Annotated in this window: 14 protein-coding genes and 1 other RNA gene; 8 read left to right on the forward strand and 7 right to left on the reverse strand. The window is 70.4% G+C overall.

Annotated features, from left to right (window positions below):
* The first annotated feature begins 7 nt into the window (after positions 1–7).
* Together QP089_RS17205 and QP089_RS17210 are read left to right on the forward strand one after the other, a co-directional pair.
* Positions 8–1,216 (forward strand): glycosyltransferase, encoded by a 1,209-nt coding sequence (locus tag QP089_RS17205; RefSeq protein WP_285912630.1) that lies wholly within the window; start codon positions 8–10, stop codon positions 1,214–1,216.
* Positions 1,213–2,124: a hypothetical protein gene (locus QP089_RS17210; protein ID WP_285912631.1), complete on the forward strand. Its 912-nt coding sequence runs from the start codon at positions 1,213–1,215 to the stop codon at positions 2,122–2,124. Before QP089_RS17205 ends, QP089_RS17210 begins: the two co-directional genes overlap by 4 nt.
* A gap of 16 nt (positions 2,125–2,140) precedes the next feature.
* Here QP089_RS17210 and QP089_RS17215 read toward each other — a convergent pair whose 3' ends face one another.
* Genes QP089_RS17215 through QP089_RS17225 form a run of 3 tightly spaced genes read right to left on the reverse strand, consistent with a single transcriptional unit; the run spans position 2,141 to position 3,593 of the window.
* The gene (locus QP089_RS17215; RefSeq protein WP_285912632.1) at positions 2,141–2,539 is read right to left on the reverse strand and encodes a hypothetical protein; all 399 of its coding nucleotides are present in this window, start codon (positions 2,537–2,539) and stop codon (positions 2,141–2,143) included.
* 52 nt (positions 2,540–2,591) lie between these two features.
* Positions 2,592–2,954 (reverse strand): DUF6191 domain-containing protein, encoded by a 363-nt coding sequence (locus QP089_RS17220; RefSeq protein ID WP_285912633.1) that lies wholly within the window; start codon positions 2,952–2,954, stop codon positions 2,592–2,594.
* A gap of 54 nt (positions 2,955–3,008) precedes the next feature.
* A complete protein-coding gene (locus tag QP089_RS17225) occupies positions 3,009–3,593 on the reverse strand; it encodes a pyridoxamine 5'-phosphate oxidase family protein (protein ID WP_285912634.1) in 585 nt (194 codons plus the stop codon).
* Positions 3,594–3,703: 110 nt separating this feature from the next.
* On the opposite strand from QP089_RS17225, the gene QP089_RS17230 reads away from it, so the two are divergent.
* The 4 genes from QP089_RS17230 (at position 3,704) to rnpB (ending at position 6,769) form a co-directional block, all read left to right on the forward strand.
* Entirely contained in the window at positions 3,704–4,525 is an 822-nt protein-coding gene (locus tag QP089_RS17230) for a Nif3-like dinuclear metal center hexameric protein (protein ID WP_285912635.1), read from the forward strand.
* Positions 4,522–5,265 carry a zinc ribbon domain-containing protein gene (locus tag QP089_RS17235; protein ID WP_285912636.1) on the forward strand — a complete coding sequence of 248 codons (744 nt, stop codon included), beginning with the start codon at positions 4,522–4,524 and terminating at the stop codon, positions 5,263–5,265. The genes QP089_RS17230 and QP089_RS17235 overlap by 4 nt, the downstream gene beginning before the upstream one ends.
* Positions 5,262–6,353, forward strand: coding sequence for a bifunctional RNase H/acid phosphatase (locus tag QP089_RS17240; protein WP_285912637.1), 1,092 nt, complete (start codon positions 5,262–5,264; stop codon positions 6,351–6,353). Before QP089_RS17235 ends, QP089_RS17240 begins: the two co-directional genes overlap by 4 nt.
* A 31-nt stretch (positions 6,354–6,384) precedes the next feature.
* Positions 6,385–6,769, forward strand: an RNA gene (rnpB, locus tag QP089_RS17245) — RNase P RNA component class A.
* A 44-nt stretch (positions 6,770–6,813) separates the two neighbouring features.
* Here the strand turns inward: rnpB and QP089_RS17250 are convergent.
* Both QP089_RS17250 and QP089_RS17255 read right to left on the reverse strand, forming a co-directional pair.
* Positions 6,814–7,257, reverse strand: a complete 444-nt coding sequence (locus QP089_RS17250; protein WP_285912638.1) for a site-specific integrase — start codon at positions 7,255–7,257, stop codon at positions 6,814–6,816.
* Positions 7,258–7,638: 381 nt separating this feature from the next.
* Entirely contained in the window at positions 7,639–8,208 is a 570-nt protein-coding gene (locus QP089_RS17255; protein WP_285912639.1) for a toll/interleukin-1 receptor domain-containing protein, read from the reverse strand.
* 57 nt (positions 8,209–8,265) lie between these two features.
* Between QP089_RS17255 and QP089_RS49125 the strand changes: the two genes are divergently transcribed.
* The gene (locus tag QP089_RS49125; protein WP_512699681.1) at positions 8,266–8,892 is read left to right on the forward strand and encodes a Pycsar system effector family protein; all 627 of its coding nucleotides are present in this window, start codon (positions 8,266–8,268) and stop codon (positions 8,890–8,892) included.
* 547 nt (positions 8,893–9,439) lie between these two features.
* On the opposite strand, the gene QP089_RS17265 is transcribed toward QP089_RS49125, so the two are convergent.
* Positions 9,440–11,365, reverse strand: a complete 1,926-nt coding sequence (locus QP089_RS17265; protein WP_285912641.1) for a WD40 repeat domain-containing serine/threonine protein kinase — start codon at positions 11,363–11,365, stop codon at positions 9,440–9,442.
* Positions 11,366–11,489: 124 nt separating this feature from the next.
* A complete protein-coding gene (locus tag QP089_RS17270; RefSeq protein ID WP_285912642.1) occupies positions 11,490–12,431 on the reverse strand; it encodes a GlxA family transcriptional regulator in 942 nt (313 codons plus the stop codon).
* 71 nt (positions 12,432–12,502) lie between these two features.
* On the opposite strand from QP089_RS17270, the gene QP089_RS17275 reads away from it, so the two are divergent.
* The gene (locus tag QP089_RS17275) at positions 12,503–12,826 is read left to right on the forward strand and encodes a cupin domain-containing protein (RefSeq protein ID WP_285912643.1); all 324 of its coding nucleotides are present in this window, start codon (positions 12,503–12,505) and stop codon (positions 12,824–12,826) included.
* Positions 12,827–12,846: the final 20 nt, after the last annotated feature.

Here is a 12,846-nt window from a genome sequence, read left to right on the forward strand (position 1 = left end):
CCGCCGCATGCAGGTCCCGTCCCTGCTCGGCGCCCCCGGCATCCCGCGCGCCGAGACGCCCCGGCGGCGGTTCCTGTTCGCCGTCCCGCCGCTCGCCGGGCACGTCAACCCGACCGTCGCGGTCGCCGCCGAGCTCGTCCGGCGCGGCCACACCGTCGCCTGGACCGGGCACCGCGCCACCCTCGAACCGCTGCTGCGCGCCGGCTCGCGGATCTTCTCCGCGGAGGACGACGCGTTCGCCGCGCGGCTCGCCGACGCGCGCGAGGAGTGGCTGCGGCTGCGCGGCACCGCCGCGCTGAAGTCCCTGTGGGAGGACTTCATCGTCCCGCTCGGCCACGCGATGCTGCCCGGCGTCGAGACCGCCCTCGACCGGTTCCGCCCGGACGTGGTGGTCGGCGACCAGATCGTGCTGGCCGCGCCGGTCGCCGCCCGGCGCCGCGAGATCCCGTGGGCGACGTCGGCGACCACGTCCTCGGAGTTCACCCGGCCCCTCGCCGGGATGCCGCTGGTCGAGGAGTGGGTGCGCGAGCAGATCGGCGGCTTCCAGCTCGACCACGGCATCGAGGACCTGCTCGACCTGCGGTTCTCCGACCACCTCGTGCTGGTCTTCTCCACCGGCGCGCTCGTCGGGGACACCTCGGTCTTCCCCGACCACTTCGCGTTCGTCGGCCCCGCGCTCGACCGGCCGGCGGGTGCCGCGTTCCCGTGGGAGTGGCTGGACGGGCGGCCCGCCGTGCTGGTGACGCTCGGCACGCTCAACGGGCCGGCGGGCGAGCGGTTCTACCGCGTCGCGGCCGAGGCCGTCCGCGACCTGGACGTCCAGGCGGTGTTCGTCGCGCCGCCCGGCATGGTCGCCGACCCGCCGGGCAACGTCCTCGTGCGCCCGCACGTCCCGCAGCTCAGGCTGCTGCAGAAGATGTCGGCGGTCGTCTGCCACGGCGGGCACAACACCGTCTGCGAGAGCCTCGCGCAGGGCCTGCCGCTGGTCGTCGCGCCGATCCGGGACGACCAGCCGGTCATCGCCCGGCAGGTCACGGCCGCCGGCGCCGGCGTGCAGGTCCGGTTCGGCCGGGTCCGCGCCGCCGAGCTCCGCGACGCGCTCACGACCGTCCTCACCGGGGACGCCCACCGCGCCGCCGCCGAGGCCGTCCGCGACTCCTTCGCCGCCGCCGGCGGCGCCGCCGAGGCCGCCGACCGCGTGGAGAAACTGGCATGACCGCGGCGCTGGGCCTGAGCGGCATCGCCACGTCCCTCGACGTCCGCATGACGGCCTACGACTTCGAACGCGTCCACGGCCGCCCGCCGGAGGCGATCCATCGCGCGCCCATCGCCCTGCCGCTCCTGGACGGCCTCACCATCGCGCTGCCCTGGGGCGTCACGGTCGCCGCCGGCCTGGACGGCACCGCCTCGCTGTACTCGGTGAACCACCAGACCGACGGCGTCGCCTCCGCCTCCGGGCCCGTCCCGCCCTGGGCCCGGGAGGCCGTCGCCGTCCTGAACGCCCACGCCGACCCCGCCCCGGGGACCCGCCTGGTGATCAACCGCGAGCTCCCGGCCGAGACCGGGCTGCTGACCGGCGCCGAGACCGCCGCCGCCGCCTTCCTGGCCCTGCGTGCCCTGCACGGCCCGCCCGCCGGCCCGCACCCCCTCACCGGGCACCCCGCCTACCGGACGTCGCTGCAGGCCCGCGAAGCGCACGCCCTGCTGACCACGCCCGACACCACCGAGCACGTCCCCTTCGACCTGGCCGCTCGCGGCCTCCGCGTCCTCGTCGTCGACCTCGCCGCCCGCCATTCGTCCCCGCTGCCGACCCCGGCCGGTGCCGCCGCCCGGGCCGCCGCCGCCATTCGCGCGTCCGGCCCGTCCGCCCTGGGCCCCCTGCTCACCGACGCCCACGCGTCCGGCGACCCGCTGCCCGACCTCGCCCTGCGCACCGCCCTCGACGCCGGCGCCCTCGGCGGCCGCAAGATCGGCGCTTGCGTCGTCGCCCTGGCCCCCGCCGCGTCCGTCCCGCACATCCGCACGGCCCTCACCACGACCCTGACCCCCGTCCTGCCCCGCCCACCCCGCCTCCTGACCGCCCTCCCCGCCCCCGCCACGACCCCCGACCCCGCGCACTTCTAGTGCCCGGGCGGGGGGTTCAGAGCTTGGGGGTGAAGGGGCGGCGGTGGGCGGGGTCGTCGGGTTCGGCCTGGGCGCGCAGGGCGGTCTCGACCAGTTCGATCGCCTGGAGCAGGGAGACGAGGCGGCCGCCCTCGCGGCGGTACGCCTCGAGGACGGCCTCCACGCCGTGCGGCGGGACGAGGGCGGCGAGGTCGACGCGGGCCGTGCGGAAGCCCTCGCGGGCGGCGTCGACGGACGCGTTGACGTGGTGCCGCGCCATCCGCGCGAGCGCGATCGGGTAGCGGCGCAGGACGCCGTAGCGGCGGTACTCGGGCGGGACGAGCTCCAGCAGCCAGCTCAGAGCGGTGTCCTCGAAGCGGTCGGTGCCCGGTGGGTGCACCTGCGAGGGCCAGCCGGGCGGGACGTAGGTGCTCACGGCTCCACGATAACCCGGAATTCGAACCTATGTTCGACCCAAACCGGACATATCACTCGGTGGCGGGCGGCGGGGTGATCGGCCCGTTGCGGCGGATCCGGATCTTGCCGGAGTCCAGGTCGTCGCGGGCGGAGCCGTCCCCGGCCTGCTCGTGGTCGTCCTGGCGCAGCACCTTCTGCCGCTGCTGCTCCTCCTGCTTGACCTTCTTGGAGCCCTCGAACGCCGAGGCGAGGTCCTCGAACATGCCGCCGCCGAAGCCGGCGCCGGTCTCGCCGTCGCCGCGGATGGCGCCCATCAGCGTCGACCGGCCGGTGCCCTCGGTGGGCCAGTCGACGGGCTCGTGACCGGTCTGCTCGGGACGGTTGCCCATCGGGCGCCCCTTGACGCGCTTGCGGCGGCGAAACGGTGACTTCACACAGACTCCAACGCGATGAGCCTCCAGATTGATCCCGGCGGACGTCCGGCCTGATCAGCCCTCGAACGACCACCGGGTGGGAGAACCGGTGAAGTCCCCCTGACGCAGCCCGAACGCCTTCTGTGGCCGCACCGCGACGGTCGCGTTCACCTCCGGGTCCAGGAAGTCGACACGATAGCGGGTCGCGTACTTGGAGTTGACCAGGTCGATGAAGCGCTGCAGGTCGCGCGGCTCGGTGACGACCTCCGCGCGCCCCTCCAGCACCACCGGGTTCTCGGCCTCCTCGGTCGCGACCACGACCTGCGGGTTGGCCCGCAGGTTCACCATCTTGCGGGACGGGACGCTGCTGCTGAACATCAGCGCCTCGCCGGACCAGGCGCCCCACACCGGCATCGCGTGCGGTCTGCCGTCGGGCCGGACGGTGCACAGCCAGAAGTTGCGGGCGGCGCGGAGCCGCTCCACGGCCCACGACCACGGCAGCAGGCCGCTTCCCTCGGCGGCCCCCCTGATCCCGTAGCCGGGCATGTGCGGACGGTCTGCGGCAGGCTCCGGCGCCGGGACGAACCCGGGGCGGGGCTCCGATGCCAGGGCGAATCCGGACGCGGACTCCGGTGCCGAGGCGAACCCGGAAGCCGACATGGCGCTCTCCCTTCTGCGGACGTTCCCCGGCCCATCGTTTCAGACCGCGGAGCGTGCCGGTGACGCTCGGTGGCTCGTTGGGAGCGGCTCGGCGCGGTAGCCTGCGGGACGTGCGCCTATCCCATGTCATCACGGCTCTCGACGAGCTCTATCCGCCGTCGTGGGCGGAGGCCTGGGACGCGGTCGGCCTGGTCTGCGGCGACCCCGGCCAGGAGGTCGGGCGGGTGCTGCTGGCGGTCGACCCGGTCGCCGCGGTGATCGACGAGGCGCTGGAGTGGGGCGCCGACCTGGTGGTGTGCCACCATCCGCTGCTGCTGCGCGGGGTGCACTCGGTCGCCGCGACCACGCCGAAGGGCCGGCTGATCCACCGGATGATCGCGGGCGGCGTCGCGCTGCACACCGCGCACACCAACGCCGACGTCGCCGATCCGGGGGTCTCGGACGCGCTGGCGCGGGCCGTCGGGCTCACCGGGGAGCTGCGCCCGATCGTCCCCGCCGCCGACGATCCGCGCCGCGGCCTCGGCCGCATCGGGGAGCTGGACGCGCCGGTCACGCTGCGGGAGTTCACCCGGCGGGCCGCGGCGGGGCTGCCGTCCACCGCGCAGGGGCTGCGGGCCGCGGGCGACCCGGACCGCGCCGTCCGCACCGTCGCGGTCTGCGGCGGCGCCGGCGACTCCCTCCTCGACACCGTCCGCGCCGCGGGCGTCGACGCCTACCTCACCGCCGACCTGCGGCACCATCCCGCCTCGGAGTTCGCCGAGCACGGCGGCCCGGCGCTGGTGGACGCCGCGCACTGGGCGACCGAATGGCCCTGGCTGGCCGACGCCGCACGGCGCCTGGCCGCCGCCGCACCCGAAGCGGGCACGTTGGAGACACGGGTGTCCACGCTCGTCACCGACGCGTGGAGCCTGCACGCAGAAGGAGAACAGTGAAAGCCGCACCGCAAGCCCAGCTTCGCCTGATCGACCTGCAGGACCTGGACAGCTCGCTGGACCGGCTCGCGCACCGCCGCCGCACGCTGCCCGAGCTCGCCGAGATCGAGCGGCTGGAGGCCCGGCTCACCGAGCTGCGCGACGCGATCGTGGCGGCCGAGACCGAGACGGGCGACCTGGCGCGGGAGCAGAAGAAGGCCGAGCAGGACGTCGACCAGGTCCGCAGCCGCGCCGAGCGCGACCAGAAGCGGCTCGACTCCGGCCAGGTCACCTCCGCCAAGGACCTCAGCGGGCTGCAGGCCGAGATCGAGTCGCTGCAGCGCCGCCAGTCCGACCTCGAGGAGGTCGTGCTGGAGATCATGGAGCGGATCGAGGTGGCCGACGGCCGCGTCGCCGCGCTGCGCGCCGACCAGACCGCCGCGCAGGAGGAGCTCGCCGCCCTCGTCGCGCGCCGCGACGCCGCGCTCAAGGAGATCGACGAGGAGAGCGGCACGACCGGCACCGCCCGCACCGCCGTCGCCAAGGACGTCCCCGACGACCTGCTCGGCCTCTACGAGAAGCTGCGCGGCCAGTTCGGCGGCGTCGGCGCGGCCAAGCTGTTCCGCGGCGCCTGCCAGGGCTGCCACCTGGCGCTCAACACCGTCGACCTGAACCGGATCCGGGCCGCCGCCGAGGACGAGGTGATCCGCTGCGAGGAGTGCCGGCGCATCCTCGTCCGCACCCCCGAGTCGGGCCTGTGAAACTGATCGTCGAAGCGGACGGCGGGTCCCGGGGCAACCCGGGCCCGGCGGGGTACGGCGCCCTCGTCCGCGACGCGCTGACCGGCGAGGTGCTGGCGGAGGTCGCCGAGTCGATCGGCATGGCCACCAACAACGTCGCCGAGTACCGGGGCCTGATCGCCGGGCTGACGGCCGCGGCGGGGATCGACCCGTCCGCGCGGGTCGAGGTGCGGATGGACTCCAAGCTCGTCGTGGAGCAGATGTCCGGCCGCTGGAAGATCAAGCACCCGGACATGATCCCGCTGGCCCTGCGCGCCCGGGAGGTCGCCGAGGGCCTCGGCTCGGTCTCCTACGGCTGGATCCCGCGCAACCGCAACGCGCACGCCGACCGTCTCGCCAACGAGGCGATGGACGCCGCCGCCCGTGGCGAGGAGTGGTCCCGCACGGTCGAGGAGCCCCCGCGGGAGGAGGCGCCGGGCCCGCCGCCCGTCTCGTCCACCCCCACGCGGACGGTCCTGCTCCGCCACGGCGAGACGCCCCTGTCCGTCGAGAAGCGCTTCGCCGGGACGAGCGACGTCCCCCTCACCGACGCCGGCCTCGCCCAGGCCCGCGCCGCCGCCCTCGCCCTCAAGGACCGCGGCCTCGACGCGATCGTCAGCTCGCCGCTGTCGCGCTGCCGCGACACCGCCGCCGAGATCGCCGCCGTCACCGGCCTGGACGTCCGGGTCGAGGACGGCTTCCGCGAGACCGCCTTCGGCGACTGGGAGGGCCTCACCTTCGCCGAGGCCGGCAAGGGCTGGCCCGCCGAGATGAAGGCGTGGCTCGCCGACCCGGAGGCCGCGCCGCCCGGCGGCGAGAGCTTCGCGCAGGTGTCCCGGCGCGTCCGCACCGCCCTGGACAAGCTGAAGGTCCGCAACCGGCAGCAGACGGTCCTGGTCGTCTCGCACGTCACGCCGATCAAGCTGCTGGTCAAGGACGCCCTCGGCGCCCCGATGAAGTCGCTGTACCGGATGCACCTGGACGTCGCGTCCCTCACCACGATCGACTGGTACGCCGACGGCCCCGCCAGCCTGCGCACCTTCAACGACGCCCATCACCTGGAACACTGAGGGACCCGCTACAGTTCTTGACTACGGCGGACGAGCCGGCCGGACGGCCGCGTCGGGGACCTGGTCCCCGTCGAGGAAAGTCCGGGCTCCACAGGGCAGGGTGGTCGGTAACGCCGACCCGGGGTGACCCGCGGGACAGTGCCACAGAAAGCAGACCGCCACCGGTCCGCCGGTGGTAAGGGTGAAACGGTGAGGTAAGAGCTCACCAGCGCCCACGGTGACGTGGGCGGCTCGGTAAACCCCACCCGGAGCAAGGTCAAGAAGGGGCTTCGGCCCCGCGCAGGTGCCCGAGGGCGGCCCGCCCGAGCCTGCGGGTAGACCGCTGGAGGCCGCCGGCAACGGCGGTCCGAGATGGATGGCCGTCACCCGCCCCTCCGGGGCGGGCACAGAACCCGGCTTACAGGCCGACTCGTCCGTCTTCTAGCCCCCCGACCAGGGGCGCTAGAAGATCCAAGATCGCTCAGGGCACATCGAGCACCGCCTTGAACGCCCGACCCAATGCACTACGCGCCCGGCCGCTGGCCCCCAGCACGAGATGCACAGTCGTGGCGATTGCCTTACGCGCAAGCCACCGCGACACCTCCGAGATCGGCACACTCTCAGCAAGCGCCGTGCTGGCGGAGGTATCCCGTAGATCATGAAACGTAGTGTCGTCCGGCAACCCGGCCGCTGCGATGGCGGGCTTCCAGGTCCTCTTGTTGAAGTAGTCCCGCCGCAGCAAGGTGCCTCGCGCCGTCCGGCACAGAACATCGCCGGGTTCGAGCTCCAGCAGATCCGCTTGCTTGATCACCGCATCGAGGACGAAGTCAGGCATGGGTACGTCACGCACGGATGCCGCAGTCTTGGGCGCGGCCAGGACAGGCCGCCGATCAACCACTACGACCTGTTGATCAACGATGATCATTCCGTGGGGAAGTCGACACGATCAAGGCGGCCCGAGAACTGGGCCGCTCGCGCCGCCGACTCGACGCCTGGCCCTTCGCCTCTGCTAGTGCGCCGGCTACGGGACCAGGCCGACGCCGGTCGGCAGGAATAGCGCAGAAGGCACGGGGCCGCTCGAAGAGAGGCACCCTGCATCACGGGTTGCGCTGGCCACGCCAGGTGCCGCTGGCCGTTTCCCGACTTGCGCGGGGACCGGGGACCCCGCGCGGGGCCTCGCGACGGGCCATCGCGGGTAGGCAAGTGCCGCCCGTCCGCCGCACCAGGCTACGAGGCCCCGCCCCCACACAAGTCCGGAACCGTCCATTGAGCGCCGAAGCAGCTAATTAGATACGCATAAGCGATATCATTTCTCGAGCTTGTTTATGCGCTCACTAAGATCTTGAAATATCCCCAATATAGCTCCTATATTTAGTCGCAATGAACCGGAATCAACTGTCTGATCTCGTGTACCCCGTTCAATGACTCCGGCAAGTTTTGCGATGATATTGAGGAAGTCATTCTCTATGTTGCGATAATCAAATCTAAGATATTGATACTGTGCTACTTCCTTTATTGAGTCAGGAAGATGACTTTCATTCGGCCGCTGCGCTCCGGCGAGTAGAACTGGAACGACTTTCACGCCTGCCTTCAGGGCGCAGGATATCTCATGCACGACCCAATCACCTGGCCGTTCATCTTGCTTATATGTTGATTTTGCGATTGTCTCATGCCAGCGAGCCCCAATAATTGCAAGGAAAACATCACATTCTTCTATTGCTGAAATAATAGCCTTGGCATAGTCATCACCAGGCTCTATTGAGCGACTTGCGCGGAAGACTTCATTTGCCCCATAACTATTTGACAACAAAATATCCAAGAGGGCGGCAGCGTATGCGTCATCACCGCTACGGTAGTTGATGAAGATGGCGGCCATGAGAACAAGTATAGCTCAGCAAGCTGATGGAATCATTGACTTCCTGGAGTGTGTTCTATGTTTCGTCGGTCCAGTCAATCTCCCTCTCCAGAAGAGGGCACTAGAAATGACAACCATAAAGAATTTGATCTACAAGGTCGGATCCAACTTATTCAATGGAATATAGACCGCTATGACCGCCTGCGCACCTCAACCGCCTCGCGTGCGTCTCTTTTGGTGAGCACGAATACACTTCTTCTTGCGGGAACAACGCTTCTGCTGAACTTCTTCGCACAGAGTCAGAGCGGTACGAAACATAGCGATACGTCACCACCAGCGATAGTATTCTTTTGTGTTCTCGTCATAACATTAACCCTCATCCTTGCCTCAATCTGGAATTGCGTTGCGGCGATTGCAAGCTGGAAAACGACTCGAAATATCGTGCCGCAGAGAATACCAAGTAGATTTCTCTTCAACTGGGGCGATACTCTCAAAGAAGTATCTAGCAACCGAGAGTTCACGGAGAAGATCGAAGCTTCCAGTAAATCGAATATCCTGGCCTACGCTAGCGCTGAACTCTGGACAGCAATACTGCAACACGGAAGAAGGCACAAGTATCTCAGAACGGGAATTCAATTCTTTCGCCTCTCTTTGCCCTTTTTCTTTCTGCTTACTGCGACTGCTATCGCCTATAGGTTCTGGTAAAACCAACCATCCGTAAAGAACCTGGCTTGGAGCCAGGTGGGGAGCCACCTGGGGTGAACCGGCAAGGACGAGTCCGGGCATGTGCGGACATTATGAGCTGGGCGGGAGACCGTGCGGGATTGATCGAGATCGTGGGGCCGCTGGTTCGAGTCCAAGCTCGGCCTGGGGCGCGCCGGACGCTATCGCCTGGACGGGCGTGCCGGTGCGTGCTGACGTCAACAACCTCTTGACGGCGGATCGGCCAGCGTCCTCGCACCGGGTGCCATATACCGGCAGTGGCCGGTCAAGCGCTGTGCTGAGCACTCAGGTGAACATCTTGGAGCCGGGCACATTCCGGGCACATGAGCATGTGATCATGCGCGAAACGATGAGAGCCAACGAGTGCGGAAGCACCTGGTGGTCGCGGGGTTGGCTGTGTCTGCGCAGGTGACGCCAGGTACCTGCGGAGAACCCGGCTTACAGGCCGACTCGTCCGCCCTCCCCCTGACCAGGAGCGGCATGCCGGGCCTCTGGCGGCGGTCCGCTTCTGGGTTGGCGGTGGTGGTTGTTAGGGGTTTGGCCAGAGGGTTAGGTGGGTGCCTCCGGCTGCGATGGTTCTTCCGTCGGGGCTGAGGGCGACGCAGGTGATCTCGTCGTCGGTGTGGAGTGCGGAGATCTTCTTGCGGGTGGAGAGGTCCCACAGCGTGACGGTGCCGGTCTTGGTTCCGGCTGCCAGGAGGTTTTTTCCGCCGGTTGCGATGCAGGTCGCGCCGGAGCCTGGTCCGGTGAGGGCGGTTGCGGGGGTGCGGGACGCGACGTCCCAGAGTGTGAGCGTCCCATCTGTGCAGAGGTTCGCCAGTGTCCTGCCGCCGGGACCGTAGGCCAGGGAATGCTCGTCGGAGTTCGTCTGGGCGAGGGTGGCGATTCTGGTGCGTGTGGACGTGTCCCACACTTGCAGTAGTCCGTCGGTATTGGTGTTGCCGGAAGCGGCGTTGCCGCTGGCGGTCGCCAGAACATCACCGGACGGGCTGAACGCCAGTGCCGAGACCCAGTACTCCTTGCCGGTGGAAAGGTTCGCACGGTGTTTTCCGCCCGCCGCGTCCCACAGCCTGACGGTCGGGGAGTCGAACGTGCTCGCCACCGTCCGGCCCTTCGGGTCGATCGCCACGGCGCTGAGAGACCTGATCCATACGGCGGGGTCGATGTAGGGCAGTTCGGTGAGGGCTCCGGTCGTGATGTTGCGGAGGCTGACGGTCCCGTCGCCGTTGCCGGTCACCAAGGTGCGGCCGTCCGGGCTGAAGACCGTGGACAGGGTGGTCGCGAACTCCTCCGACTGCGGCTTGCCGAACGGGTTGACGACCCGGTGCGTGAAGACCCGCGCGGGCGTCCTGGAGGCCACGTTCCACAGGCTCACCGTGCCGTCGTTGCCGACGCCGGCGAGCAGGGCGCCGTCCGGGCTGAACGCGACGGACCGCACTTTCCCGTGCTTGTGCGGGAGCGTCACCGGCGGCTCGGAGGCGTCCGACGGGCGCAGCAGCCAGGCGGCCGGGACGGCTCCGGCGGCGACGACGCCGAGCCCGGCAAGGAGGAACGTCCGGCGGTTCGGACGCCCCCTGTCCCCGGTGGGCTCCGGGGGCCGGAGATCGAACGCGGTGATCATCTCCGTCACGGGGGCCGGGAGCCAGGTTTGCGCGGTTTCCGGCGGGGCGGCCAGCCGGTCCAGGATCTCGGCGAGGCCGGGCCGCAGCTCCGGATCCTTCGCCAGGCAGGCGGCGACCAGGTCGGCGAGGTCGGCGGGCAGGCCGGTGAGGTCCGGCTCGTCGTGGACGATCCGGTAGACGATCGCGTCCACCGGGCCCGTGTTGAAGGGGCTCCTCCCGGTCGCGGCGTACGTGAGCACCGAGCCCAGCGCGAACACGTCGCTGGGCGGCCCCACGTGGAGGCCGCGCGCCTGCTCGGGCGACATGAACCCGGGAGTTCCGAGCACGGCCGTCGTCGTGTGGGCGGCGTCCACGGCGCGGGCGATGCCGAAGTCGATGACCCGGGGGCCGTCGGCCGAGAGGATGATGTTGCCCGGCTTGAGGTCGCGGTGCACCAGGCCCGCGCCGTGGATCGCGGCCAGCCCCTCCGCCAGCCCCGCCCCGAGCACGCTCAGCGCGTCCACGGGCAGCGGGCCGTGCGCGCTGACGGCCTGGTGCAGCGACGGGCCGGGGACGTAGGCCGTGACCAGCCACGGCGGGTCGGCGTCCGGGTCGGCGTCGACCACCTGGGCGGTGTAGAAGCCGCCGACCCTGCGGGCCGCGGCGACCTCCTGGGCGAAGCGGCGGCGAAAGTCCGGGGCGCCCGCCAGCTCCGGGCGGACGATCTTGACCGCGACCAGCCGGCCGCCGGGCGAGCGGCCGGTGAACACCTGCCCCATCCCGCCGCCGCCGAGCCGCCCGAGCAGCCGGTACGACCCGACCCGCCGCGGATCGCCGTGCTGCAGAGGGTCCATTCGGCAACGCTCCCTGTCTGACAGACACCGCTGTACGCCTGAGTGATTCTCTCAGGCGGCCCCGGCCCCGGCAACGCGGCCGGGAATCACGGCACGTGCCCGACGCCGCCGTCGAATTGAGCTTTCAGGACGGGCGGAAGGTGCGGCGGTAGGCGCCCGGGGTGGTGGACAGGGCATTGAGGAAGCGGCGGCGGAGGTTGGTGGCGGACGAGAGGCCCACGCGGCGGGCGATGGCGTCCAGGGGGAGGTCGGAGGTCTCCAGGAGGTCCTGGGCCGCGGCGATCCGCTGGGACAGGAGCCACTGGCCCGGGCTGATGCCGAGCTGGTCGGTGAAGCGGCGGGTGAGGGTCCGGGAGGAGACGCCCGCGTGGGAGGCCATGGTCTCGAGCGTCAGGGGTTCGTCGAGGTGGGCGGTGACCCATTCGAGGAGCGGGGCGAGGGTGTCGTCGATGTGGGCGGGGCGGAGTGGCGTGTACTGCAGTTGGCCGCCCTCGCGGTGGGGCGGCATGACCATGGTGCGGGCAATGTGGGCGGCGTAGCGGGCGCCCTGGTCTTTGCGGACGAGGTGCAGGCAGAGGTCGAAGCCGGCTCCGGCGCCCGCGCTCGTGGCGACGTCGCCGTGGTCCACGTAGAGCACGTCCGGGTCCAGGTGGACGTGCGGGAAGCGCTCGGCGAACTCGTCGGCCTGCGCCCAGTGCGTCGTCGCCCGGCGGTCGTCGAGGAGGCCCGCGTGCGCGAGCGCGAAGGCACCCGAGCAGATGCTGACCAGGCGGGTTCCACGGGAGTGCGCGCGGCGCAGGGCTTGGACGACGGCGGGGGAGGGCGGTTCCTCGGTGGGCAGCCAGCCGGGGACGATCACGGTGTGCGCCTCGTCGAGTGCCGCCAGGCCTTCGGTGACGAGCATGTCGTAGCCCGCGAGGGTGGCGACCGGACCGGGGCGCTCGGTGCACACGGAGAAGGCGTACCTGGTCGGGAGCCCGCGCCGCTCGACCCCGAACACCTGCGCCGCGCAGCCGAGCTCGAAGGTCGACTGCGGCGGGCGGACGAGCGCGACCACACGATGCATGGCGTGAAAGTACCGCACGATGTCTTTCCAGACACTCGGCGGAGCGGCGGTGCGGCCGCCAGGGTGGTGCCATGACGACAGATCTGGGATATGAGTGGTCTTCCGTCAAGGACGCCCCGGTCCGCGAGGTGTTCCCGGGCATCCGGCTGCGGCCGCTGTGGCGCGGCGACGGCGGCGCGGCGGCCTACGTGCTGGAAATGGACGCGAACACCCGCTGGGAGGGCGTCGACGTCCACGATCCGGGGCCCGAGGAGGTCTTCGTGGTCTCCGGCGTCTTCAACGACGGCGAGCGCGACTACCCGGCGGGCTCGTTCATCCACGCGCCCGCGGGCTCGTCGCACGTCCCGCAGACGACCACGGGCTGCACGCTGTTCCTCTTCTACCCGGAGGGATAGCCGCGCCCTAGGCTCGCGAG

The sequence above is a fragment of the Actinomadura opuntiae genome, from assembly GCF_030283205.1.
Taxonomy (GTDB): Bacteria; Actinomycetota; Actinomycetes; order Streptosporangiales; family Streptosporangiaceae; genus Spirillospora.

What these genes read in the sequence shown, in the direction of transcription:
- QP089_RS49125 (WP_512699681.1), top strand. Translation starts at nt 8,266, where the DNA reads ATGTTTCGTCGGTCCAGTCAATCTCCCTCTCCAGAAGAGGGCACTAGA.
- QP089_RS17225 (WP_285912634.1), bottom strand. Translation starts at nt 3,593, where the DNA reads ATGTCGGCTTCCGGGTTCGCCTCGGCACCGGAGTCCGCGTCCGGATTC.
- QP089_RS17250 (WP_285912638.1), bottom strand. Translation starts at nt 7,257, where the DNA reads ATGATCATCGTTGATCAACAGGTCGTAGTGGTTGATCGGCGGCCTGTC.
- QP089_RS17255 (WP_285912639.1), bottom strand. Translation starts at nt 8,208, where the DNA reads ATGGCCGCCATCTTCATCAACTACCGTAGCGGTGATGACGCATACGCT.
- QP089_RS17270 (WP_285912642.1), bottom strand. Translation starts at nt 12,431, where the DNA reads ATGCATCGTGTGGTCGCGCTCGTCCGCCCGCCGCAGTCGACCTTCGAG.
- QP089_RS17275 (WP_285912643.1), top strand. Translation starts at nt 12,503, where the DNA reads ATGACGACAGATCTGGGATATGAGTGGTCTTCCGTCAAGGACGCCCCG.
- QP089_RS17210 (WP_285912631.1), top strand. Translation starts at nt 1,213, where the DNA reads ATGACCGCGGCGCTGGGCCTGAGCGGCATCGCCACGTCCCTCGACGTC.
- QP089_RS17205 (WP_285912630.1), top strand. Translation starts at nt 8, where the DNA reads ATGCAGGTCCCGTCCCTGCTCGGCGCCCCCGGCATCCCGCGCGCCGAG.
- QP089_RS17265 (WP_285912641.1), bottom strand. Translation starts at nt 11,365, where the DNA reads ATGGACCCTCTGCAGCACGGCGATCCGCGGCGGGTCGGGTCGTACCGG.